Annotated in this window: 16 protein-coding genes and 4 tRNA genes; 12 read left to right on the top strand and 8 right to left on the bottom strand. The window is 31.2% G+C overall.

Translation table 11 applies throughout. The features are described 5' to 3' along the window. Positions 1–111: 111 nt before the first annotated feature. The 3 genes from LPB136_RS09985 (at position 112) to LPB136_RS09975 (ending at position 2811) form a co-directional block, all read left to right on the top strand. Positions 112–1446 (top strand): MATE family efflux transporter, encoded by a 1335-nt coding sequence (locus LPB136_RS09985; RefSeq protein WP_072556184.1) that lies wholly within the window; start codon positions 112–114, stop codon positions 1444–1446. Between the two features lie 22 nt (positions 1447–1468). Beyond that, positions 1469–2236: an enoyl-CoA hydratase/isomerase family protein gene (locus LPB136_RS09980; RefSeq protein WP_072556183.1), complete on the top strand. Its 768-nt coding sequence runs from the start codon at positions 1469–1471 to the stop codon at positions 2234–2236. A gap of 122 nt (positions 2237–2358) precedes the next feature. Next, the gene (locus LPB136_RS09975) at positions 2359–2811 is read left to right on the top strand and encodes a 6-pyruvoyl trahydropterin synthase family protein (RefSeq protein WP_072556182.1); all 453 of its coding nucleotides are present in this window, start codon (positions 2359–2361) and stop codon (positions 2809–2811) included. 85 nt (positions 2812–2896) lie between these two features. Here LPB136_RS09975 and pth read toward each other — a convergent pair whose 3' ends face one another. From pth to LPB136_RS09960, 3 genes are all read right to left on the bottom strand, one after another. Beyond that, complete coding sequence (gene pth, locus LPB136_RS09970; protein WP_072556181.1) at positions 2897–3526, bottom strand: aminoacyl-tRNA hydrolase; 630 nt, start codon at positions 3524–3526, stop codon at positions 2897–2899. Positions 3527–3633: 107 nt separating this feature from the next. Beyond that, positions 3634–4254 (bottom strand): 50S ribosomal protein L25/general stress protein Ctc, encoded by a 621-nt coding sequence (locus tag LPB136_RS09965; RefSeq protein WP_072556180.1) that lies wholly within the window; start codon positions 4252–4254, stop codon positions 3634–3636. A gap of 61 nt (positions 4255–4315) precedes the next feature. After that, positions 4316–5257 (bottom strand): ribose-phosphate pyrophosphokinase, encoded by a 942-nt coding sequence (locus tag LPB136_RS09960; protein WP_072556179.1) that lies wholly within the window; start codon positions 5255–5257, stop codon positions 4316–4318. Positions 5258–5383: 126 nt separating this feature from the next. On the opposite strand from LPB136_RS09960, the gene LPB136_RS09955 reads away from it, so the two are divergent. After that, positions 5384–5465: transfer RNA gene (locus tag LPB136_RS09955), tRNA-Leu, on the top strand. A gap of 167 nt (positions 5466–5632) precedes the next feature. On the opposite strand, the gene LPB136_RS09950 is transcribed toward LPB136_RS09955, so the two are convergent. Beyond that, entirely contained in the window at positions 5633–8866 is a 3234-nt protein-coding gene (locus LPB136_RS09950) for an Ig-like domain-containing protein (RefSeq protein WP_083426211.1), read from the bottom strand. A 726-nt stretch (positions 8867–9592) separates the two neighbouring features. Between LPB136_RS09950 and LPB136_RS09940 the strand changes: the two genes are divergently transcribed. Then, positions 9593–13522, top strand: coding sequence for a hybrid sensor histidine kinase/response regulator transcription factor (locus LPB136_RS09940; RefSeq protein WP_072556176.1), 3930 nt, complete (start codon positions 9593–9595; stop codon positions 13520–13522). A 112-nt stretch (positions 13523–13634) separates the two neighbouring features. Here the strand turns inward: LPB136_RS09940 and LPB136_RS09935 are convergent. The 3 genes from LPB136_RS09935 to LPB136_RS09925 all read right to left on the bottom strand — a co-directional run bounded on the left by LPB136_RS09935 (position 13635) and on the right by LPB136_RS09925 (position 13913). Next, a tRNA-Leu gene (locus LPB136_RS09935) sits at positions 13635–13718 on the bottom strand. A 23-nt stretch (positions 13719–13741) separates the two neighbouring features. Then, positions 13742–13813 (bottom strand) — tRNA-Gly (locus LPB136_RS09930). A gap of 26 nt (positions 13814–13839) precedes the next feature. After that, positions 13840–13913 (bottom strand) — tRNA-Asn (locus LPB136_RS09925). A 181-nt stretch (positions 13914–14094) separates the two neighbouring features. Between LPB136_RS09925 and LPB136_RS09920 the strand changes: the two genes are divergently transcribed. The 7 genes from LPB136_RS09920 (at position 14095) to LPB136_RS09890 (ending at position 24999) form a co-directional block, all read left to right on the top strand. Continuing rightward, positions 14095–16821 carry a 2-oxoglutarate dehydrogenase E1 component gene (locus tag LPB136_RS09920; RefSeq protein WP_072556175.1) on the top strand — a complete coding sequence of 909 codons (2727 nt, stop codon included), beginning with the start codon at positions 14095–14097 and terminating at the stop codon, positions 16819–16821. Between the two features lie 165 nt (positions 16822–16986). Further along, positions 16987–18201 carry a 2-oxoglutarate dehydrogenase complex dihydrolipoyllysine-residue succinyltransferase gene (odhB, locus tag LPB136_RS09915; protein ID WP_072556174.1) on the top strand — a complete coding sequence of 405 codons (1215 nt, stop codon included), beginning with the start codon at positions 16987–16989 and terminating at the stop codon, positions 18199–18201. Positions 18202–18826: 625 nt separating this feature from the next. Continuing rightward, positions 18827–19885, top strand: a complete 1059-nt coding sequence (locus LPB136_RS09910) for a toxin-antitoxin system YwqK family antitoxin (RefSeq protein ID WP_072556173.1) — start codon at positions 18827–18829, stop codon at positions 19883–19885. An 80-nt stretch (positions 19886–19965) separates the two neighbouring features. Then, positions 19966–20334 (top strand): DUF2200 domain-containing protein, encoded by a 369-nt coding sequence (locus LPB136_RS09905; RefSeq protein WP_072556172.1) that lies wholly within the window; start codon positions 19966–19968, stop codon positions 20332–20334. Further along, positions 20327–21508 carry an MFS transporter gene (locus tag LPB136_RS09900; RefSeq protein ID WP_072556171.1) on the top strand — a complete coding sequence of 394 codons (1182 nt, stop codon included), beginning with the start codon at positions 20327–20329 and terminating at the stop codon, positions 21506–21508. The genes LPB136_RS09905 and LPB136_RS09900 overlap by 8 nt, the downstream gene beginning before the upstream one ends. Before the next feature lie 37 nt (positions 21509–21545). Beyond that, the gene (locus LPB136_RS09895) at positions 21546–23954 is read left to right on the top strand and encodes a helix-turn-helix domain-containing protein (protein ID WP_072556170.1); all 2409 of its coding nucleotides are present in this window, start codon (positions 21546–21548) and stop codon (positions 23952–23954) included. A 166-nt stretch (positions 23955–24120) separates the two neighbouring features. Then, complete coding sequence (locus LPB136_RS09890; RefSeq protein ID WP_072556169.1) at positions 24121–24999, top strand: phosphatidylserine decarboxylase; 879 nt, start codon at positions 24121–24123, stop codon at positions 24997–24999. A 150-nt stretch (positions 25000–25149) separates the two neighbouring features. Here the strand turns inward: LPB136_RS09890 and sufD are convergent, their stop codons facing one another. Continuing rightward, a complete protein-coding gene (sufD, locus tag LPB136_RS09885) occupies positions 25150–26463 on the bottom strand; it encodes a Fe-S cluster assembly protein SufD (protein WP_072556168.1) in 1314 nt (437 codons plus the stop codon). Between the last annotated feature and the right edge of the window lie 29 nt (positions 26464–26492).

Here is a 26492-nt window from a genome sequence, read left to right as displayed (position 1 = left end):
GGTTTTAAAACCTAAAAAGAGCTCAAACAAGCCGTTCAATCACTAACGCTCCTATTTATAAACGAAGTGCATAAATACTCACTATATTTGTACTTGCAATTATTTTACTTTGTGAATCAAGAAATTAGTTTTAAAAACATCAATAAATTAGCAATTCCGGCTTTAATTGCAGGAGTTGCAGAACCATTATTGTCTACAACAGATTTAGCAATTGTTGGTAATATAGAACACAACGCAACCGAAAGTTTAGCAGCAATTGGTATTGTTGGCGCATTTTTATCGATGTTAATTTGGGTTTTTGGGCAAACCCGAAGTGGAATTTCTTCAATAATTTCACAATATTTAGGAGCAAACAAATTAGAACAAGTAAAAAACTTACCTGCACAAGCCATTGTAATTATTATAAGCACAAGTGTATTTATTTTGTTGTTAACCTATCCGTTTGCAAAACAGATTTTTCAATTTTATAATGCATCAGGATCCGTTTTAGATTTCTCTGTAGCATATTATAAAATTAGAGTTTGGGGTTTTCCGTTTACACTTTTTACAATTGCTGTTTTTGGTACGTTTAGAGGTTTGCAAAATACGTTTTATCCAATGTTAATTGCCATTGTTGGTACCGTTGTAAACATAGTTTTAGATGTAATTTTGGTCTATGGAATTACAGATGTCATTCCAGCTATGCATATAAAAGGCGCAGCCTATGCAAGTGTATTTGCGCAAATTGCAATGGCGTTAATTTCAGCAATTTTGTTATTGAAAAAAACATCAATTTCATTAAAATTTCAATTACCATTTAATAAAGAGATTCCACGTTTTATAAACATGATTTTAAACTTGTTTGTAAGAACAATTGCGTTAAACGCAGCGCTGTTTTTTGCTGTTTCTTACGCAACATCTTATGGAAAGGAACATATTGCAGCGTATACAATAGGATTTAATTTATGGTTGTTAGGTGCTTTTATTATTGACGGTTACTCTTCTGCAGGAAACATTCTAGCAGGAAAACTATTAGGAGCAAAACAATATAAAACCTTATTACAATTAGGAAATAAATTAATCATCTATGGTTTTCTAATTGGAGTTTTAATTGCTGTGTTTGGATTCCTTTTTTACAATTTTACAGGAACAATTTTTACTAAAGAAACAGAGGTTTTAGAGTTATTTCATCAAACCTTTTGGATTATTTTAATAATGCAACCAATTTGTTCAATTGCATTTATTTATGATGGAATTTTTAAAGGAATGGGAGAAATGAAATTTCTAAGAAACGTACTTTTACTATCAACAGTATTGGTTTTTATTCCTCTTTTATTATTTTTTGATCACTTAGAATATAAAATATATGCAATTTGGATTGCCTTTTTTGGTTGGATAATTGCCCGAGGTTTACCTTTAATCATCAAATTTAGAAGAAAGTTTATTCCGCTTGCGGAAAAAAGTTAACTTTGACAAAAATCAATTTTACATGACAACTACCAGACAAAACGGAAGTTTATACACAGATATTCAAAATAACATAGCAACGGTAGAGTTTGGTCATCCGGCAAGCAACTCTTTTCCAAGTGAGTTATTAGACAGATTAACCAAAGAATTAAATTCATTATCAGAAAATGAAACGGTTTCTGTAATCGTTTTAAAATCTGAAGGAGATCGAGCTTTTTGCGCAGGAGCTTCGTTTGATGAACTGGTTGCAATTTCTAATTTAGAAGAAGGGAAAGCGTTTTTCTCTGGTTTTGCAAATGTTATAAATGCAATGAGAAGTTGTTCTAAATTAATAATTGGGCGTGTACAAGGTAAAACTGTTGGTGGCGGAGTTGGATTAGCTTCAGCCTGCGATTATGTTTTGGCAACAGAACAGGCGTCTATAAAACTATCGGAATTCACAATCGGAATTGGACCTTTTGTTATTGCTCCTGCTGTAGAACGTAAAATTAGTGTAAGTGGTTTAGCAGAGTTAACTATAGATGCAACAAGCTGGAAAAATGCATATTGGGCAAAAGACAAAGGTTTATATGCAAAAGTCTTAGAAAATACGTCAGAATTAGATAAAGAAGTAGCGTTGTTAGCAGAGAAATTAGCATCTTACAACCCAGAAGCTTTATCAGCAATGAAAAAAGCGCTTTGGCTTGGAACGGAAAACTGGAACAATTTATTAATTGAAAGAGCAGAAATGTCTGGTAAATTGGTGTTGTCTGAATTCACAAAAAACGCATTAAACAAATTTAAAAAATAGTAGCTAAGCTACATTTAGAGAAATTATATAAAAGATTAAATTATGGGAGGAGATTATTTATTTGCAATTTTAGCAGTAGGTTTAGTAGTTGTATATTTTTACAATAAGAAAAGAAAACGTTAATGAGTACTATTAGAATTACAAAGCAGTTTAATTTTGAAACTGGTCATGCATTATACGGTTACGATGGGAAGTGTAAAAATGTACACGGACACAGTTATAAACTTTCGGTTACAGTTATTGGACAGCCAATTACGGATAGTTCAAACGTAAAATTTGGAATGGTTATCGATTTTTCTGACTTAAAAAAAGTGGTAAAAGAAGAAATTGTTGATGTGTTTGATCATGCAACAGTTTTTAATAAAAACACACCACATGTTGAGTTGGCAAAAGAACTACAAGATCGTGGACATCATGTTATTTTGGTAGATTATCAACCAACAAGTGAAATGATGGTAATTGATTTTGCTGAAAAAATTAAGAATCGTTTACCAGAGAATATTAATTTACATTCACTAAGATTACAAGAAACTGAAACCAGTTTTGCAGAGTGGTTTGCGAGTGATAATTTATAATCTGTTATTCCTGCGAAGGCAGGAATCATAATAAAGGTGAATAATTTTTTAAATGGATTCCTGCCTACGCAGGAATGACAAAAACTTACTTTCCATTAAACTCATTCATAGTGTTAGATAAACCCGCCGTAATAAAAGAAGTTACGGCATTAACGCAAAATGGTATTCTTTCAATCATTTCGCTTTGTTCTTCTTTATTCCATTCGCCAAGTACATAATCTACTTGTTTTCCTCTTCCGTAAGAGTTTCCAACACCAAATCTAAATCTTGGATATGCTCCAGTATTAAATTTCTCTTGAATATCTTTTAATCCGTTATGTCCACCAGAACTTCCTTTTCCTTTAATACGTATTTTTCCGAAGTCAATATTCAAATCGTCGGTAATTACTAAAAGATTTTCAACGTTAATATTCTCTTTTTTCAACCAAAACTGAACAGCTTTTCCGCTTAAATTCATGTAGGTGTTTGGCTTTAAAACAATAACAGTTTTTCCTTTAATTTTTAGTTTAGCAATGTCACCAAGTTTGTCTGTAGAAAAAGTTTCTTCGTGCTCTTTTACAAAAGCGTTTACTATTTGGAAACCTATATTATGGCGAGTATTGTTGTATTTTTCACCTATATTTCCTAAACCAACAATTAAAAACTTCTTCATTATATCTTCTTGCGTTTCTTTTTTAAATCCTAACAGATTTTTCAAAAATTGAATAATATTCATTTTTCAAAAATAAGAAGAATTTATTATTCTGAGATCCTGAAAAAAAATCAGGACAATAAAAAAGCGTTACACAATGTAACGCTTTTTGTAATTTATGTGAATAAAACTTATTCTGCAGCTGGTGCAGCAGCTTCAGCTCCTTCAGCAGTTTCTGTTTCTTCAGAATCTTCATCTTCAGCAGTAGCGTTACGAGAAGTTCTAACTTGAACAACAACTGTATTGTCTGGGTGCATAAAAGTGTAATCTTCATTAAATAAAGAAGTTATAACTAATTTATTTCCAATTTTTAACTTAGAAATATCTGCGGATATAAAATCTGGTAAATTAGCTGGTAAAGCTTTTACTCTTAATTTACGGTTTGTAAAACGTAAAGAACCACCATTTAATACTCCTGGAGAAGTTCCTGTTAATTTTACAGGAATGTTCATTGTAATTTCTTTATCATCAAATAATTGATAGAAATCTACGTGTAAAATTCTGTCAGTTACTGGGTGAAATTGAATGTCTTGTAAAATAGCAGCGTATGTTGCTCCTTCTACTTCAATCGTTGCAGTATATACATTTGGAGTATACACTAAATTCTTAAAAGCTAATTCTTCAGCTGAAAAGTGTACTGGCTTGTCTCCTCCGTATAATACGCAAGGCACCTGACCAGCATTACGTAAGGCTTTAGTTGCTACTTTACCTACGCTTTCTCTTTGAGATCCTTTGATTGTAATTGATTTCATTACTTTTTATTAAATAAATTAAATTTTCAACTTCCTTTTTGGACGTTGATCGTAGCCGAAACTACATTAAAAATTGGTCACTTATCGATGTATTGTTTTGAACTTTGTCCATCACATCAGCAAATAACGGCGCGCAAGATACAACTTTAATTTTAGAAATTTCTTGTTTTAAAGGAATTGTGTCTGAAACAATTAGCTCCGTTAATTTAGAGTTTTGAATTTTTTCATAGGCACCACCAGAAAGTATTGGGTGCGTACAAATTGCGCGTACTGATTTTGCTCCTCTTTCCATCATTATTTCAGCAGCCTTTGCTAATGTTCCACCAGTATCAATCATGTCATCAGCAAGAATTACATTTTTACCTTCTACATTACCAATTAATTCCATGTGACCGATAACATTTGCTTTTGTACGTTGTTTGTAACAAATAACTACGTCACTTTCTAAGTATTTAGAATATGCATACGCTCTTTTTGAACCACCCATATCTGGTGAAGCAATTGTTAAATTGTCTAAATTTAAAGACTTTATATAGGGAAGAAAAATAGTAGATGCATATAAATGATCTACCGGTTTTTCAAAGAATCCTTGAATTTGATCCGCGTGTAAATCCATGGTCATAATTCTTGTTGCTCCTGCAGTTTGCAATAAATTTGCAACCATCTTTGCGCCAATTGCAACACGAGGTTTGTCTTTTCTGTCTTGACGTGCCCACCCAAAATAAGGCATAACAGCAGTAATGTGTCTTGCTGAAGCTCTTTTTGCTGCGTCTAACATTAATAACATTTCCATTAAGTTGTCTCCTGGAGGGTTTGTAGATCCAATGATAAAAACACGTCTACCTCTTACAGATTCTTCAAAAGCTGGTTGAAATTCACCATCACTAAAAGGAGTTACTTTTACATTGCCAAGTTCTGCACCGTATTGTTTTGCTATTTTTTCAGCTAATTTTATGCTTTGTCTACAAGCAAAAATTTTTGGAGTTAACTGTTGTCCAGTCATTTGAGATAAAATATTTTAGTTAGTGTTGTTGTTGATTGCAAAAATAGAAATTATTTAACGAGTTATCTATATTATTAGAAGATTAACAGAAAAATATTTTTTAGCTTTGCAACAAGTTTATTTTTAGCTCGAGTGGCGGAATTGGTAGACGCGCTGGATTCAAAATCCAGTTTTTTCGGAAGTGTGGGTTCGATTCCCACCTCGAGTACGGTAAACCCTTTAAAAACGTTGTTTTTAAAGGGTTTTTTAAATATAGCTATAATAATTTCCTCTTCATTTTTCTCTTTTTAATAAGAAAAAGCAAAAGAAATTTATTAGTTAATCTAACTAGGATTATTTCTTTTGCGTAGAGAAAAATTATTTTTAGAACAATACTTATTTACTATTATTTGGTACGGAATCTGTATCTGGCTGATCACCGTGTGTTATTTCGGAAGTATTAGTTATTGTACCAGCGCCGTTAACTGTTACTTCTAGTTGCAAAATTATTGTTTGGTTAACTGCAACGTTTCCAATATTCCAAATATTTGGTGTTAATGCATCATTGTAAGTTGTTCCTGATGGAATTACAGTACCAGTTCCTGTTGAATTATATGTTACACCAGAAGGTAATACATCTGTTACTTGAACTCCCGTGGCATCTGATGGTCCATCGTTCTTTACTGTTAGTGTATACACTATTGTATCTCCAACTTTTACAATTGCTTTATTTACTGTTTTCGTTAAGCTTAAATCTACATCCGTAACACATGCAGATGTGTCATCTTTGTCTAAACCAGCGGGAGTAGTATCTTGCGGTGTGTCTGTTGAAATATCTAAACCATTTGCATCTGCTATTGGTACTCCGTAATTAGCACTTCCTTCTGTATTGTTTACAGTTATACCAAAATTCAATAAACTACTATCAACACCATTAGAACCTCCTGTTAACGTTGTTAATTGAGACACGATAAAACTACCATTAGCTTCTACCGCATCTGGACAACCATCATTGTCACTATCTGTATCTAGATTATCAGGAATAGTGTCATTATCTGTGTCTTGACATATAAACCCTGTTAAATTAAACCAAGCAGCTCTTTCTGTACTTGCAGCTGGCCCATTTATACCAAATAAATAAGTTTCATTTTGAAAATTATTATAATTAGTTATTAAAGCATTGTTCTCATTAAAAGTATCATTATTATTTGTTCCAAATGTTTTTAACCGTATCGTATCAAAACCTGTTGGGTAATTCGGATTGGTAAAGAATTCTACATTATTACCTACCGTAGACACATTTTGTTCAGCTCCAGAGTTTGTACTAACCCCTCCAATATCACTATAATTTTGCCCTCCAGAAGCATCTATATCGTAATTACCAGTTGTTACATTTGTAAGTGTTACGGGTATACCATTTGGTGTTGTATTGGTTACACTTCCAGCTTCCACAACTGCTACATTATAAGTAACATACTCATTTGCATTTGCTACATGATTTGGCATCTTTATAGTTACATCTGAAGTTACTTCTATTGCATGGTTCTTTGATAGAATTTCTAATCTAAGGTCATAATTAAGTGCATTACCATCAGATATTGCGTTGGAATAAAAAAATACGTTTCCTACTTGAGCATTATTTGTAGTTGCTCCATTAATTGGAGTAGGGTTGATTCCTGTTTGAAAACTTAAAATAGTACACTCATTGGAGTCTAAAATACCATCATTATCATCATCTAAATCACAAACGTCATCTATTCCATCATTATCTGTATCTATTCCTGAAGCAAATGGGCAATTACAGGACTTTACGTTTGGATCTTGAAAAGCACCTGTGTTATTAGATGACGCAGCTGTATTTGGAACACCTGTTGAGCTTACATCGTTAGAAGGAAACTGATAATTTGTGGTTTGATTTGTTGTTGTGCCAGCTTCTAATGCATCTGAACAACCATCATTATCAGAATCTAAATCTTTATAATCAGGAGTTCCGTCATTATCTGTATCTAATGGAGTATTACAAAAATTAAAACTACCTATACCTATACCGTGATTATTGCTAGGTGTAGTATCTACATTTTTAAATAGAACATCTATTTTAGAAACCCAAGCTTTAATACCTGAAATAATAAGATTAGCATTGGTGTCTGATCCTGTACCTGTAAAAGTATTAGGAGATGTGTGTGTTTGACCGTTTAATATATATTCAGAAACAGTTAGTGTGTGTGTTGTTCCATCTATTTTTGTAATTACTAATTGAACATTATCTGTAAAATTAATATCTTTATCAAGATCATATATTGTGAATCCAAGATTATATATGGCTTCAGTAAATTCAAATGTATGTATCGAATAGCTATTTGTAACAGAGCTTTGTAATAAAGTATAACTTGGGTTTGTTGTGTAAAAATCGTTTATTCTATATTCCTGTGTATTTAATGTACCTGTAGTTGTTCTTGATAACTTTATTTTTGTTCCATTAATTGTTAAACTAGGATTTGTTGCAATTGGGTCTTGACCAGAGGTAAAACTGTTACCGCCTTCAATATATTCGTTATCCCAATTTAAAGTAGAGTTATTAGTGTTACAAGTTCCTAATTCTATTGCGTCCAAAATTCCGTCATTATCATCATCCTCGTCTACAGTGTCTAAAATTCCATCTCCATCGTTATCAGGTAATACAGTTACAGTCAAAGTAGCTGGATTAGATGTTGCAGGTACAGAATTCCCATCTAAACTATAATCATCATTAACAGTATAATTTAATGTTGCCGCTCCAAGAAAATTTGAATTTGGGATAAATGTTACATTTCCAGAACTATCCACACTCCAATTACCTTCGGTTGTCGAGTTTGTGTTCTGTATTCCTGGAGTTGATGTATTTAAGTCTACCGTAGAATTTACTATGTTACCATCAGAATCAGAATCCGTACTAACAATATTAAAAACTGTAGTTGTATTTATAGCTGTAGTAGCTGAATTGTCATCAGCATTTGGTGCTTTGTTTATTGCATTAAGAGATACAGAAATATTTACGGATTCTAAATTAGCTGTGCTATTTCCCATATTATTTCCAGGTGTAAATTCGAAAGTTCTACTGGTATTTGTAGCAACAAATCTAGCTCTATTAGTCTGCCAAATCTCTCGAGTTACAGGTGTAACATTTACTTCTGAAAAGCCTTGAATTTGATATTGGTAGTAATCAATGTATTTAGGACTATAAGTAGGCGCTAACGCAGACATAGAATATATTATTACTTCATAAGTTTCACCAATGGTAAGACCTGTAATAGTTGTTCCTACGGCCTCTTCACCTGTAAGTGTACCAACATCTCTTACTGTAATCCATGTTGTATGTCCATTAGGAGGTAATGTTAACGGAGCATTTGTCCAAGCCTGTCCAGCACCTAATCCCCCACCAGTACCAGCTACAACATCTTTATTCGAAACATCTGGTGTGCCTCCATTATCTGACCAACCGTTTGGAACACAATCACCACAAGGATTTGTACGTCCATTTGTTGCAGGAATTAATTGAGCATTAGTATTGAATACAACTAACATGAAAAAACATAATATTAATAATGCCTTTTTATTTGCTATAAAATTGATAATTATATGAGCTTTCATATGATTTTTTTTAATTTGTTGTATTAGAATTTTTTGCAGTACTATTTAGTAGAATTGTATTTGCTGCATTCATAATAGAACTTATGTTAATTACTATAGCTTTATTCCTACTTGCACTTTTGTATACTAACCCTTTAGTACTATTGAATAATTCTGATTTTATAATTGTAAAGAATGATCTTATTTTTGAACTTGTTGCAAGAATAGATACAGTACTGTTACTTTCTAATTTTTTTATGATGCTGAGAGAAGAGTATGCATCGTTAAAATGAGTTTTATTATAATTTTTTGTAGATCCCTTTTTTAACATTATTTTCAATTAGTTGATTTTAAACAATAATTTAGAGTGAATATTAAGTTTTGGGGGTATGGAATGCAAAATTCGTTATCTGTTCTTGTGTTTAATCCTTTTTTTAAGACAGGGAATCATTTTTTTTAGACATAAGAATCATTTTTTTAAAATCAACTAATTGAAAATCATGGTATTAAATGCTCTTTTTTTAGACATGTATAGCTTTTTTTTAGACATCTTCTTTAGTCTGTTAATTATTAAGAGTGTTCTTTTTTTTGTTTTTCATAAATTTGTATTAACCTCAAATTTTCAAGTTAAGAATGAAAATTACAAGAAGATTCAGACTATTAATGAAAAGTATTAATCTTATTTTTAGGCTAAAAAACGGAAGATTTATTTTTAAAAAAGTACAATAAATACTTATGTATTATTTGATGAAATATTTAAAATTTGAAAAGACATTATTTTTAATAATAGCATTAATAAGTGCTATTTCTTTTGCACAAGAAAAAAGTGCAAATAATGTAGTTAATTATGGTTATAAAGAATATCGTGCTCACGAGCAAAATTGGAATGTAATTGAAGGGAGCAATGGTTTGCTTTATTTTGGTAATACTGATGGTGTTTTAGAATATGATGGCGTTAATTGGAGGTTAATACAGCTTCCAAATCAATCAAATTTACGCGCATTAGCAAAAGATGATAATGGAAGAATTTATGTGGGTGGAATTAATGAGTTCGGATATCTCTCACCAGATAAAGTAGGGAAATTAGTCTATGTTTCATTAATTGATAATATTTCAGATGCCTTTGGTTTATTTAATGATATATGGGATATTAAAATACTGGATAATAAAGTATATTTCTTTTCATATAAGTATATTTTTATATTAGAAAATAATAATTTAAAAACAATTGAAAGTGAGCATCAAATTTGGGGATCATTTTCTTACAATCATCAAATGTATTATCATGCCTTGAAGAAAGGATTAATGAAAATAGAAAAAGATTCGGTTGTAGATGTCTCTTTTGGAAATTTTTTTAAGGATAAATATATTTGGACTTACAGAGAAATTGAGGACAATAAAATTTTAGGGTTAGATGTTTTTACAAATAAATTTTATACAATAGACCTTTCTGTAAAAGATATTTCTTCTTCAGATTTTATACAACAATCTCATTTTGAAATTACCAAACAACTTAAAGGTGTAGAAGTATATACTTATATTCTTCTTAAAGATGGATCATTTGGTATAGCAACATTGTCGGGTTTTTATCATGTTAGTAAAGATGGAGAGTTTAAGCAAAAGCTAAGTTCTAAAAATGGTTTGCTAACTGATATTATTTGGAATTTATATCAAGACAGCTCTGGTATTTTATGGTTGACAACAGATAATGGAATTAGTAAAGTGGATATTAATTCGCAACTTAGTCATTGGACTAGGCAACAAGGAATTAAGAGTAAGCCGCTTGATTTATTGCGGATAGATAATAAGTTGTATATCGCTTCTTTTGGTGGTTTGCGCTCAATGACAGGTGATAAAGTTGCTGAAAAAGTGATTTTTGAAAATGAAAGCACAAATTTCCTCACTTTTAAGAACCCTGAAAGGCCATTTTTACCAAAATATCTTGTTAGTACATTTGATAAAGGAATTGTTGAGTTAAGCACAAATAAAACCACCAAAATTTTAGATGCTTCAACTTGGGTAATGTATCAATCTAAAAGCAAACTTTCTATAGTTTACCTTGGTACTTCAGAGGGCTTAATTGCTATGGAGTTTAAGAATTCTCAATGGAATTCACTCGGAAAAGTTTCTGGAATAGATGCAGATATTCGTTATATTTATGAGGATGATGATGGCTTCATTTGGTTAGGGAGCGTTTTTAAAGGTGTTTATAAGGTAGAATTGTCAGAAAATGTTTTGATTCCTAGTGAAATAACACAATACGGACTTAAAGATAATTTACCATCGCTTAAAAATAATTTCCCAGTTAACATAAATGGAGAATTATTTTTTAATACTAATAAAGGACTTTATCATTTTTCTGAGGAAGAAAATAAGTTTAAACCAGATTCATTATTCGGAATAGAGTATTGTAATGGAAGTCATAAAACATTTTCATTTACGTCAGATTCATTAGGAAGAGTTTGGATTGGAGGAAAAGTAAAAGGGAAATCATTTTTTAGCGTTGCTTCACCAAATAATGAAGGATCTTATACGGTTAAAAACGTTCCTTTTAAAGAGATGAATGAAGCAGATGTCTCTTTATTGTATGAAGAAAAAGACAGCACTGTTTGGTTTGGTGGCCCTGAAGGTTTGTTTAGGTTCAAAGGGAAAGTCCCTCAAGGTCCAAAATCCTTTTCCGCTCTTATTAGAAAAGTTGAAATTAAGAAAGATAGTGTTATCTATTTTGGTACAAAATCTAATACAAATGAAGGATTGGTTCAAAATACACCAAGAATAGATTATAATTTAAACAAGATTTTATTTCAATTTGCATCACCATTTTTTTATAGTGAAGATTTAACACTATATCAAACCAAGTTAGAAGGTTTTGAAGAAGGTTGGTCTAAATGGTCTAATAATCAAGAAATAGAATATATAAATTTAAAGGAAGGAGATTATAAATTTCATGTTCGCGCAAAAAATATTTATGGTAAAATTAGTGAAGCAGATGTTTTTGATTTCGCTATTATTCCTCCATGGTATAGGTCGTTATTTGCATACATTACCTATTTGATTCTAATTTCAACACTAATATATCTAATTGCTTACTTTAATGGAAGGCGTTTAAAAAGAGCAAACGTACTGCTGGAGCAAACGGTAAAAGAACGAACTGAAGAAATCGTAGCGCTAAAAAATACTTACATAGAAAATTTATCACACGAAATAAGAACACCTATTACTATTATTACAGGTTACCTGGAGTTAATTAGGAAAAATGTTTTTGATAGTAATAAAATATTATCCTATACAGATAAAACTATTAAAAGTAGTGAGTCGGTTATTAGTTATCTCAACGACTTTTTAACTGTTTTAAAACTAGAAAAGAAAACATTAAAAACACAAACTAGTATAAAAAATATGGGAATCTTTTTAAAAGAATTAGTCTATTCTTTTGAAGGAAATGTAACCTTAAAAAACATAAATCTCTTTTATAAAACCAATGTAAAAGTTACGCGAGATCAATTTATTTATGAGTATAGTAGTTTAACAAAAATAATGAACAACCTTATTACTAATGCTATAAAATACAGTAGAGATGGTGCTGCTATTTATATTGATGTAGAGGTTGCTGAATACGAAATGTGTATTACTATAAAAGATGAAGGAATTGGGATTTCTGAACAAGATTTGCCACATATTTTCTCTCGTTTCTTTCAATCGAAAGAACATTTAACCTCAGGAGGTTTTGGTATTGGTCTATCTTTAGTATGTGAATTAGTTAATAAATTAAATGGAAAAGTAACGGTTACAAGTAAAAAAAATAACGGTAGTGTTTTTAAGGTTACTTTACCTTTGAATTTTAATAATGAAATACAAATTATTGAAAACTCGCCGCAATATATTTTAGTAAATCCGGTAGATACATTAGAAGAAGAGAGTGTTCCTATTGAAAATACACTACCTAAAATTCTAATTGTTGATGATAATGGAGAAATATTATCTTTCTTAAAAGAGCTATTATCTAAGGAATTTAATTGCTTTACCGCTTATAATGGAAAGGATGGTTTAATATTAGCAAGAGAACATCAATTTGTGGTTGTACTGTCTGATTTATATATGCCAATTATGCAGGGTTTTGAATTTAAAGAGGCGTTAAATAAACTTGAAAACTATAATGAAACCCCTTTTATTTTATTATCTGCTTCACCACCCGAGGAGATGGATGCTTTAAAACTATCTTTAGGAATAGATGATTTTATTGTAAAACCATTTAAAAGTACAGAAATACAATCGAGAATTTATAATTTATTAGAGAATAAAGTATGTCGTGAAAAATTACAAAACATAACTTATGAAGGCGTTGAGGTTTCTGGACATAATTCAGAGTTTGTAAATAAAGTACGTGCAATTATTTTAAAAAACTTAAGTAATTCAGAATTTACAGTTAATGATTTGGCAGCAGCCTGTAATTATAGTTCAAAACAGTTAGGTAGAATTTTACAAGCGAATACAGGCTTAACTACTGTTAAAATTATTCTAGAAATACGTTTGTTAAAAGCATATGAATTAATAATGAAGCATGAGTTTCAAACGATAAAAGAAGTTACTTATGCAGTCGGTTTAAATAGTACAGATTACTTTAATAAGGTTTTTACAAAAAGGTTTGGAGTAAAAGTTAGTGAATTGATGAAGTAATAATAAATTTGAAATTAATATAAAAAAGAAAAACCTTAATCATTATTATAATGATTAAGGTTTTTTTAAATTAAAAAAGCCTTGAAAATCAAACGATTAACAAGGCTTTTAGTACTGAAGGCGGGACTTGAACCCGCACGTCCTAATGGACATTGGATTTTAAGTCCAACGTGTCTACCAATTCCACCACTTCAGCATTGGAATTTTTTCAAAGTATAGAGCGAAAGACGGGATTTGAACCCGCGACCCCCACCTTGGCAAGGTGATGCTCTACCCCTGAGCTACTTTCGCAGTCTTTATTTTAATGAACTTTTTTGCTCCTCCTTTAGGACTCGAACCTAAGACCCTCTGATTAACAGTCAGATGCTCTAACCAACTGAGCTAAGGAGGAGTTTGCGTAACACCATTTGTGTTTAGCGAGTGCAAATATATGCCATTTTTGAAAACAGCCAAAATAAAAATGAAAAAAAATGATTTTTTTTTCATTTTTTATTTTCAATCTAAAACAATAGCTAGATTTAGTAAAATTTGTATTTTTGTTTTAATTATATATACTATAAGTAAATAATAATATGGATAAGTTTTCGTTCTTAAACGCAGCACATACAGGATTTATAGCAGATTTGTACGAGCAATATCAAAAAAATCCTGACGCGGTAGAACCAAGTTGGAGAAGTTTTTTTCAAGGATATGACCTCGCAAATGAAGAATATTCGGATAATGAAGAAGTTTCATCTGAAATACCTGAAGGAGTTCGCAAAGAATTTTTGGTAATAGATTTAATTGATGGGTATCGTTCTCGTGGACATTTGTTCACTAAAACAAATCCAGTTCGTGAACGTAGAAAATATACACCTCTTTTAGAAGTTGAAAATTTTGGACTTACTAAAAATGATTTGTCAACTGTATTTAGTGCAGGAGAAGTTTTAGGTATTGGAGCCAAAACATTAGCACAAATTATTGACCATTTAAAGGCAATTTATTGTGATAGTATTGGAGTAGAGTATATGTATATTCGAAATCCAGAAGAATTAAAATGGTGGCAAAACCGTTTGAATAAAAACGATAATCATCCAAATTACGATTTAGAAGGAAAAAAATATATTCTTACAAAACTAAATCAAGCTTCAACATTCGAAAGCTTTTTACAAACGAAATATGTTGGTCAAAAACGTTTTTCTGTTGAAGGTGGAGAAACATTAATTCCAGGATTAAGTGTTGCACTTCGTGATGCCGCTGAAAAATATGGTGTTAAAGAATGTGTTTTAGGGATGGCACACCGTGGTCGTTTAAACACATTGGTAAACATCTTTAAAAAACCTGTTCGCGATTTATTTAGCGAGTTTGAAGGAAAAGATTTCGAAGATCAAACAATTAGTGGAGATGTTAAGTATCACTTAGGATTAACATTAAGTAAAGCCTACAAAGGGGGGCAAGAAATGAAGATGAATTTAGTTCCAAATCCATCTCATTTAGAAACTGTAGCTGCAGTTGCTGAAGGAATTGTTAGAGCCAAAATCGATAAAGATTACGAAGGAGATAATAGTAAAATATTACCAATTATAGTACATGGAGATGCGGCTATTGCTGGACAAGGAATTGCCTATGAAATAGCACAAATGATGACTTTAAACGGTTATAAAACTGGTGGATCTATCCATATTGTTGTAAATAACCAAGTTGGTTTTACAACGAATTATTTAGATGCACGTTCTAGTACCTATTGTACAGATGTTGCAAAAGTAACTTTATCGCCAGTTTTACATGTAAATGCAGATAATGCAGAAGCTGTTTGTCACGCTATGGAAATGGCTGTAGAATACAGAATGAAGTTTAAAAAAGACATTTACATAGATTTATTAGGATATAGAAAATATGGGCATAACGAAGGTGATGAACCTCGTTTTACGCAACCAGAATTATATAAAGCAATTGCAAAACATAAAAACGCAAAAGATATTTATGCTCAGCAATTAATTGCAAACGGAAGTATTACTGCGGAATATGTAACGCAAATTACTAATGAATTTAAAGAACACTTAGAAGAAGAATTTACACAATCTAAAAAGAAAACTACTTCTAAGATTCAAGAATTTATGCCAGAAGTTTGGGATGGTTTTGTCCGCAAACAATTAAAAGATATGTTGGAGTCTACCGACACAACGTATTCGGCAGATAAATTAAAAGAGATTGCTAAAGTAATTTCAACAACTCCAGAAGGGCATAAGTTTGTGCGTAAAGCAGAACGTATTTTACAAGGTCGTGAGAAAATGGTATTTCAAGAAAATTCTTTAGATTGGGGAATTGCAGAGAACTTAGCTTACGGAAGTTTATTAGAAGAAGGTTTTGATGTTAGAATCTCTGGGGAAGATGTAGAAAGAGGAACATTCTCTCACCGTCATGCAATTATGCGCGACGAAAACACCTTAGAACGTGTTAATTTATTAAACACAAACACAAACAATAAAGGAAAATTAACAATTTACAATAGTCATTTATCGGAATACGGAGTTTTAGGATTCGATTATGGGTATGCAATGGCAACACCAAAAACATTAACTATTTGGGAAGCACAGTTTGGAGATTTTGCCAACGGAGCACAAATTGTTTTTGATCAATATATAACGTCTGCTGAAGATAAGTGGAAGTTACAAAACGGATTGGTAGTTTTATTACCACATGGATATGAAGGTCAAGGACCAGAACATTCATCAGGTAGAATAGAACGTTTTTTACAACAATGTGCTGTAGATAATATTACGGTTGCAAATTGTTCTAATCCAGCAAATATGTACCATTTGTTACGTAGACAAATGAAACGTGACTTTAGAAAACCTTTAGTTGTCTTTACACCAAAGAGTTTATTACGTCATCCAAAGGCTGTAAACACTATTGAAGATTTAGCTGAAGGAGGTTTTAACGAAGTAATAGACGATACAATTAACCCAAAGAACGTTACCAAAATGGTATTCTGTATGGGTAAATTCTATTATGATATGTTAGCAGAACGCGAACAATTAGGTAGAGAAGATGTTGCTTTGGTAAGAATTGAACAATTATTTCCGTTACACGAAGAAAAAATTAAAGACGTTATTGCAAAATATCCGAATGTTGAACGCTATGTTTGGGCACAAGAAGAGCCTAAAAATATGGGAGCTTGGGGTTATATGTTAGAGCGTTTCGATTTTGTAGATAGATTAGAAGTTGCTTCTAGAGGATACCAAGCTGCACCAGCTGCAGGTTCAAGTACACGTTATAAAAAACGTCATCAAGAAGTATTAGATAAAGTGTTCGATTAATAACTGAACATAATAAGTAAGCGTGCGTTAAGGATTTCCACCGTTCAGCTACTTTCTAGTAGCTTTAACCTTTTTTATTTTTCATAAAAAAGATACAGTGTAAAGCCTGTTAAAACGCCCAAAAAGAATAAAATAGAATTTCAGATTAAAATAAATTAAGAAACCATGAGTGTTTTAGAAATGAAAGTTCCTTCTCCGGGAGAATCAATTACAGAAGTAGAAATTGCAACTTGGCTAGTTGAAGATGGCGATTATGTTGAAAAAGATCAACCAATTGCAGAAGTAGATTCAGACAAAGCAACCTTAGAATTACCGGCAGAAGAAAGTGGTATTATTACTTTAAAAGCTGAAGAAGGTGATGCTGTAGAAGTTGGCGCTGTTGTGTGTTTAATTGATACTGCTGCTGCTAAACCTGAAGGTTCATCTACTGCTCCAAAGGCAGAAGCTAAGCCGGAAGAAAAGAAAGTAGAAGTAAAAGAAGCACCTAAAGCTGCAACATACGCAACCGGAACTGCATCTCCAGCAGCTAAGAAAATTTTAGCTGAGAAAGGAATGGCAGCTTCAACGGTTAAAGGAACTGGAAAAGACGGTCGTGTAACTAAAGAAGACGCTACAAAAGCAGTGCCTTCAATGGGAACGCAACCAGCAAGTGGTACTCGTGGAACTTCGCGTAAGAAAATGTCTATGTTACGTAGAAAAGTTGCAGAACGTTTAGTAGCTGTAAAAAGCGAAACAGCTATGTTAACTACGTTTAACGAAGTAAACATGCAGCCAATTTTCGATTTACGTTCTCAGTTTAAAGTAGCCTTTAAAGAAAAGCATGGAGTTGGATTAGGATTTATGAGCTTTTTTACAAAAGCAGTTGCACGTGCATTAGAAATGTATCCAGCAGTAAATTCTATGATTGACGGAAAAGAAATGGTATCGTTCGATTTTATCGATGTTTCTATCGCGGTTTCTGGACCAAAAGGATTAATGGTTCCTGTAATTAGAAATGCAGAAAACTTATCTTTTAGAGGTGTAGAAAGCGAAGTAAAACGTTTAGCTATTAGAGCAAGAGACGGACAAATTACAGTTGATGAAATGACTGGAGGAACGTTTACAATTACAAATGGTGGAGTTTTTGGTTCTATGTTATCAACGCCAATTATCAATCCACCGCAAAGTGCAATTTTAGGAATGCACAACATTGTAAACAGACCAATGGCTGTTGACGGGCAAGTGGTAATTCAGCCAATTATGTACGTTGCGTTGTCTTACGATCACAGAATTATTGACGGTAAAGAATCTGTTGGTTTCTTAGTAGCTGTTAAAGAAGCGTTAGAAAACCCTACAGAATTATTGATGGATAACAATCCAACAAAAGCATTAGAAATGTAGTCAAAAATTTCGACCTATAAATATAAAAATCCTGTACGAAAGTGCGGGATTTTTTGTTTGAAGCTATTTCCTGCTTTCGCTACTCGCTTTTTTTCATTCTTCAAAAAAGAGCTCAAACAGACCGCTCAATCAGGGCTAAACTTGTTTGTGGGCTTTTTTCCTTTTTTTGAGTAGAAGTTTATCCTTTTAGGTTTTCTTATAAAATATATATAATTTAGCTTACTATGAACATTGAAAAGATACTTATTTTTTTTTGCCTTTTATCATTAACCATTTGGTTTATAATATCAGAATTTAAATCCTTGGGTAATGAAAATAAAGATAATGATGAGTTAACCAAAGTTAAAAAAAGGATTAGGAGTAAGGATAGTCTATTCTATGGAATAGTGTTTTTAGTTATATTAATATATTTATTTTTCAGTCAATTCTAACAAAATGAAAGTAACCGCTAAAAAAACGAGCAAGTTGCCAATATGATCTTCGCAACTATTTATTCACTTTACTGTAATAGATTGGAGAAAAATGGAGTTTGTGAGCATACTACAGTTAGCAACCATAAAATAAACCCGCGGTAGTATTTAATAACCCAACAAATCTAAATTGAAATATTTAACAATACATAATTATGAGAAAAACAATTATATTTTTAGCAATAATAATGTCTATCAATTTATTAACAGCTCAAGAACATAAAGAATATTTTGATAATGGCAATCTAAAAGAAATTGGAAAGTATGAAAATGATATTGCTACAGGCGAATGGAAACGTTATCACGAAAATGGTCAATTAAGTGAAATTGGGAAGTATGAAAATGGAATAAAAAAAGGCGAATGGAAATTATATCACGAAAATGGTCAGTTATTTTGCGTTGGGAAATTAAAAAATGGAAAAATAATAGGCAAATGGGTATTTTATGATGAACAAGGAAGAAAAACTGAAGAAATTGAACATAATAATGTTGGCTTAAAGCATGGTGTAAATATTAAATACACATATCAAATATTTACTACTGTAGTAATACATACGCCTTATATAAATGGTGTTAAAAGTGGTATTTACAAAGGTTATGCAGATGATAAATTATTAGAAACTGGAGAAATAGTTAATGGATTAAGAACTGGTGTTTGGAAAAATTACAACTTTAATGGGCAACTTACTGATATTGGAAATTACCAAAAAGGAGAAAAAATTGGTGAATGGAAAAATTATGATAAAAATGGTGAATTAATTGGCTCTATAAATTATAAAAATAAAAAAGTTAAATTTATAGATAATGGAAATGACAATAAAACAGAAGTAAAAACAAATACTAAGTTAGATCTGAATGAGAAAATTTCTTTTATGATTATTGAAAAACCACCTGTTTTTCCGGGTTGTAATGGTAATAAAAAAGAAATAAAAGATTGTTTTTCAAAATCTATTAGAAATCACATTCTTAAAGAATTTAATCAAGAAATATCAAATAACTTAGGTTTATCTTCTGGTAAGAAAATGGTTTTAATAGGTTTTCTTATAGACATGAATGGAAACATTGTAAATATTAATGCAAGAGCACCACATCCAAAAATTAAAAGTGAAATAATTAGAGTTATAAAACAATTGCCTAAAATGAAACCTGGTAATCAAGATGGTCAAAATAGAATTGTCAAATATTCAATTTCTCACATCATAGAAGTCAAATAATTATAATGATTTGTGCATTATGATGTAAAATTGCTTAGGTAATTTATGAAGAAATAAAGCTAAAGAAAAACTGAATCAAAATGAAAGTAACCACCAAAAAAAACGAGCAAGTTGCCAATATGATATTTGCAACTATTTACCCACTTTACTGGAATAGATTAGAGAAAAACGGTAGAACTCGCGAAGAATTTCATCAAGTATTAGAATGGTTTACGGGTTTTAATGAAGAGAAATTGCAATCGCTTATCGATGAAAAAGTAACCTATAAAACTTTTTTTGAAGAAGCTACCTTACATCCTAATGCACATATGATAAAAGGAGTTGTTTGTGGTTATAGAATAGAAGAAATAGAACCTGAATTTGAGCTGTATAAACAATGCCGTCAAATGGAAAAGCTAATAGATGAATTAGCAAAAGGTAGAAAAATGGAAAAGATTTTACGTGCCTAGAAATACTAAAATAATTCTTCCGATAATTGTAATTTCTCAATTTTTCTGCACCTCGCTTTGGTTTGCAGGTAATGGAGTTATTAATGATATAGTTACTACTTTTAACTTAAAAGATAATGCATTAGGCCATTTAACTTCAGCAGTACAGTTTGGATTTATTATTGGTACTTTAATATTTGCTATTTTAACAATTGTAGATCGTTTTTCTCCGTCTAAAGTGTTTTTTACAAGTGCTTTTTTTGGTGCTTTATTAAATTTAGGTGTTTTATGGGACCATAATAACATAACCAGTTTACTTTCAATGCGCTTTTTTACAGGTTTCTTTCTAGCAGGAATCTATCCTGTAGGAATGAAAATAGCTGCCGATTATTATAAAGATAATCTTGGAAAATCTTTAGGATTTTTAGTTGGTGCCTTAGTTTTAGGGACAGCTTTTCCACATTTACTAAAAAATGTAACAGGCTATTATTCCTGGAAATACACAATACTAACAACATCTATACTCGCCTTTTTGGGTGGTTTAATAATGTTACTATTTGTTCCGAATGGGCCTTTTAGAAAGCCTAGTCAGAAAACAAATTTATTTGCTTTTTTTAAAGTTTTCCATCAAAAAGAATTTAGATCGGCTGCTTTCGGTTATTTTGGACATATGTGGGAATTGTATGCTTTTTGGGCATTTGTTCCTGTTATTTTAAAGCAATATAGCTTACAACAAGAATTGTCTCTTAATATTTCTCTTTGGTCTTTTATAATTATAGCAACAGGAAGCATTGCCTGTATTTTTAGTGGTTATATTTCTAAGTTAATTGGTATAAAGAGAACCGCTTTTATCGCATTGTTTTTGTCTTGTTTATGTTGTATTATTTCTCCATTAATTTTGGGAAGTAACAATGAAATATTATTTTTAAGTTTTCTAATATTTTGGGCATTTGTTGTTATTGCAGACTCGCCTCTTTTATCTACTCTAGTTGCGCAAAATGCACCTGTAAAATTAAAAGGAACTGCACTTACAATTGTTAATTGTATTGGTTTTTCTATTACAATTATTAGTATTCAATATATTACTAGTTTAACCAATATATTAGATTCAAATAAAATTTATATGGTTTTAGCAATTGGTCCAGTACTAGGTTTAATTTCATTGAGAAAGAGGCAGAAAATAGTAAGAAAATAAATAGGTATTCTTTACCTTGCATCCTAAAAAAGCTACAATGCCTAAAAATCCTGAATTAGAACTTGCCTTACAGTTTATAGAAAAAACCGATAGAAATCTTTTTATCACAGGTAAAGCAGGTACAGGAAAAACTACTTTTCTGCATAAAATTAAAAGCGAATCTTTAAAAAGAATGGTAATTGTTGCGCCTACAGGTGTTGCAGCAATTAACGCAAAAGGTGTTACTATTCATTCGTTTTTTCAAATGCCATTTGGACCTATTTTACCAAATCAGATTGCCAATACAAACCAACAACGTAAGTTTTCAAGAACAAAAATTGATATTATAAAATCACTAGATTTAGTAATTATTGATGAGATTTCTATGGTTCGTGCCGATTTGTTAGACGGAATAGACCAAGTAATGCGCCGTTACAAAAACCGAAATAAGGTATTTGGTGGAGCACAAGTTTTAATGATTGGAGATTTACAACAGTTAGCGCCAGTTGTTAGACCAAACGAATGGAGTTTACTACAACAATATTACAATACCGTTTATTTTTTTAGTTCTCAAGCTTATCAAGAAGCCAATGTAGTTTCTATTGAGTTAAAGCATATTTATCGTCAGAAAAACGAAGATTTTATCACAATTCTAAATGAAATTAGAAACGATAAATTATCAGAAAAATCTGCTGCAATTTTAAACAAACGCTACAATCCAACTTTTTCACCAACCAAAGAAGAAGGTTACATCACGTTAACCACCCATAACAACAGAGCCAATTTAATTAACGATTCTGAACTGAATAAAATTTCTAACAGAAGTTATTATTTTGATGCTGAGGTTTCTGGTAAATTCAATGAAAATTCGTTTCCGAATTCAGAAAAACTAGAATTAAAAGTTGGAGCACAAGTTATGTTTATCAAAAATGATTCTTCACCAGAAAAAAGATTTTTCAACGGTAAAATAGGAATCGTAACTGATATTTCAAGAGAAAATGTAACCGTACAATGTGGCGATGAAATAGACGAAATTGTTGCAGAAAGAGAAACTTGGGAAAACATAAATTATTCAATTAACGAAGAAACAAAAGAGATAAAAGAAGATGTTTCGGGTTCGTTTAAGCAAATTCCGTTACGTTTAGCTTGGGCAATAACTATTCATAAAAGCCAAGGATTAACCTTTGAAAAAGCAATTATTGATGCCGAAGCTTCTTTTGCGCACGGACAAACGTATGTTGCCATGAGTAGATGTACTTCTTTGGAAGGCTTGGTGTTGAAAACTCCAATTACAAGCAGCGCAATTATAAATGATAAAACGGTTAGTTCTTTTAATGAATCGGTTGAAGAAAATCATCCTGACGAAAGTATTTTAAACAAATCGGAACAACAATTTCAGTTGAATTTAATTTCAGAATTGTTTGATTATCAACCTTTTTTATATCCAACTACGCGTTTAATTGATATTTTTTATAAAAATAGAACAAGTATAAAAGGTGAAGTTATTGATCATCTTCAAATTATAAAAGACAAAGGAGTTGTTGCGCTAATGAAAGTTTCAAGCGGATTTAGAAATCAATTGGCTCAAATTAACGAAGATGGCATTTTACCCGAAAATAGTTCAGCAATACAAGAGCGTTTTGCAAAAGCACTCGATTATTTTATAACACAAACAAAAGAGAATATTCTAAAACCACTAAATGCAATAGAGTTTTCAACAGATAATAAAGCGGTAAAAAAAGACTTCTCAAAACAGTTTGATGCATTGCAAGAAAGGTTAATGGAAAAGCTGTTTGCACTTCAAAAAATGAGCAAAGGATTTAAAGCTAAAGATTATTTAGGAGTAAGAGCCAAAGCGGTTTTACAAAAAACAGCGCCAACCAAAAAGAAAAAGAAACTTTCTTCTAAAAGAGATCCTATTTTAGCGTTAAAATTACGTGAATTAAGAGACGAAATTAGAATTGCCGAAAGTATACCAGCTTTTCAAATTTTTACGCAAGAAACCTTATACGCAATGTGTGATCTTCTTCCACGAACAGAAAAAGAATTGTTAAAAATTTCAGGAATGGGTAAAATTAGAGTTTCTAAATATGGTGAAGAAATTTTAGAAGTAATAAACAGTTATTGTGAAGAAAACGGAATTAATAAATTCAACGAGCAAAAAAAGGAAGATAAAAAACCAACGAAACAAATATCTTTTGAGTTGTTTAAATCTGGACTTTCCATAAAAGAAATTGGAAAAGCACGTAGTTTAACTGCTGGAACTATAGAAAATCATTTAGCAAATTATATTTCTTCAGGAGAAATAGATGTGCTAGAATTAATTGAATTAAAGCGCTATAAAAAAATATTAAAAGAAGTAGAAGCTGCTGGTGAAGTAAAAGGATTAACTGCACTTAAAGAAAAAGTAGATCCAAGTTTTACCTACATGGAATTAAAAATGGTTTTAATGTCTATGGAAGTTTAATGTTTTGTCATTCCTAAATGAGCCTTTTTGGGCGATTGAGAAATCTAATATTTTAGAGATTCCTCCTCATACTTCGTTCGGAATGACATACTGTATAATTTTTTATATCATTTCTAAAAATCAGTTTTCTTGTAGTATCTTTAACCATTCTTTATAAAATTCTTTAATGACAATTAAATATATAAACAGAAAAACAGGCGAATTACAAACCGAAACTCCGCCAGCAGAAAACTTATTGAAGTTTTTTTATAACAATCCGTTTGCAAAGTTAACCTTGTTGCCAATAGCAAAACGAAAGTTTATTTCTGCTTTTTATGGTAGAAGAATGGACAAACCTTCATCGGTTGAAAAGATTAAAGGTTTTGTTGAAGAGTTAAAAATTGACATGACCGAATCGGTTAAAAAAATAGAAGAGTTTACTACATTTAACGATTTTTTCTACCGAAAATTAAAATCATCAGCTAGACCAATTGAAAGTAATTTTGTGTCTCCTGGAGATGGAAGGTTGTTAGCTTTTAAAGATATTTCTGAAGTGCATAATTTCTTTGTAAAAGGAAGAGAATTTACACTTTCTGAGTTTTTAGGTAGTGAAAACTTAGCTGAAAAATATAAAAATGCTTCCATGTTAATTTTAAGATTAGCACCTAATGATTATCACCGTTTTCATTTTCCGTATGATGGTATTCCAACAGAAACCACAACAATAAAAGGTAGTTATTTTTCTGTTTCTCCACACGCTTTAGCAAGTAATTTCACCAAAGTTTTTTGTGAAAATAAACGTGAGTTTTGTGAATTAAAAACAGAAGATAAAGGTGAGGTTTTATTGGCTCCAGTTGGCGCAACTATGGTAGGAACTATTATAGAAACCTATACGCCAAATAAACCTTTAAATAAAGGAGATGAAATGGGCTATTTTGCTTTTGGAGGTTCTACAGTTGTAATTTTAGTAGATAAAGACAAAATTAAAATTGACCAAGATATTCTTACCAACACAAAAAACAAAATTGAATCCTTTGTTAAAATGGGAGAAAAAATTGCCGAATAGAAAATTTTGCGTTTTTAGGTTATCTGTCATTCCTGCAAAGGCAGGAATCCAAATAAAGTAAGAATAGATTCCTGCCTTCGCAGGAATGACAAGACGTAAAAAACCACGCAATTTGCGTGGTTTTTTAATATACTAAAAGTGTTTTAGATATTATAAATCAAAGCCAATATCAACACCTAATTTTGTTGCTATTAACTTATTAATACGTTGTTTAACTTCTGGTATTTTTACACTTTCTAAAACAGTATTTGCAAAAGCATACATTAACAATGCTTTTCCTTCTTTCTTCGGAATACCACGTTGTTGCATGTAAAATAAAGCATCATCATCTAGTTGACCAATTGTACAACCGTGAGAACATTTTACATCATCAGCAAAAATTTCTAATTGCGGTTTTGCGTTAATTGTAGCTTTATCACTAATCAACACATTGTTGTTTTGTTGATAAGCGTTTGTTTTCTGAGCTTCTTTATTTACAATTACTTTACCGTTAAAAACACCTGTAGAACGCTCGTCAAAAATTCCTTTATAATCTTGATGAGATTCGCAATTTGGTTCAATATGATGTACCAAAGTGTGGTGATCTACGTGTTGTTTCCCTTCAATAATTGTAATCCCTTTTAAGATAGAGTCCATGTGTTCTCCACGCTGATAGAAATTTAAATTATTACGAGTAATATTTCCTCCAAAAGAGAAAGTATGTACAGAAACTACACTATTTGTTTTTTGCTCTATGTAAGTATTATCTACTAAAGAAGCATTTATATTGTCGTTTTGAATTTTATAAATATCTACCGTAGAATTTTTAGCTGCAAAAACTTCCGTTACAATATTTGATAAAACTGCATTGTCTGTTAAACTTTGATTTCTTTCAATAATTTGAACATGAGCGTTTTCTTCAACAACAATTAAATTTCTTGGCTGAGTCATAGTTGCAGCTTCAGAACCTGTTGTAAAATTGATGATTTGAATCGGCTTTTCTACCTCTACATTTTTAGGAATATAGATGTAAGCACCTTCGTTTGCAAATGCTGTATTTAACGATGTTAAATTGTCTTGTTTTGCAATTTTATTGAAGTAGTTTTCAATTACAGGACTGTATTTTGCTTTTGATAAAGCAGAAGATAGTAGGCAAATATCTTTCCCATCGTGCGTTACATCAGAAAGGAAAGAGCTATATTTTCCATCAATAAAAATAATTTTATACGTGTCAATATCGTGTATAAAATATTTCTTTACATCAGCAAATTCAATCGTGTTTTCCTTGTTAGGAAAAATGCTATAATCGTTCTTTAAAACTGAATTTAAAGAAGTGTATTTCCATGCTTCTAATTTCTTAGTAGGAAATCCTAATTCTTCAAAATTTTGTAATGCCTTTGTACGTATATTATGTATTTCTGAATTGATGTCTACATCATTTTCAAAAGCTACATAAGACGATACTATTTTATCTTTTAATTCCATTTTTTCAGTTTTCAGTACTCAGTCTTCAG

Source organism: Tenacibaculum todarodis, assembly GCF_001889045.1.
Taxonomy (GTDB): Bacteria; Bacteroidota; Bacteroidia; order Flavobacteriales; family Flavobacteriaceae; genus Polaribacter; species Polaribacter todarodis.
Note: the sequence above shows the minus strand (reverse complement) of the source record. Positions and strands in the feature narration are given on the sequence as shown.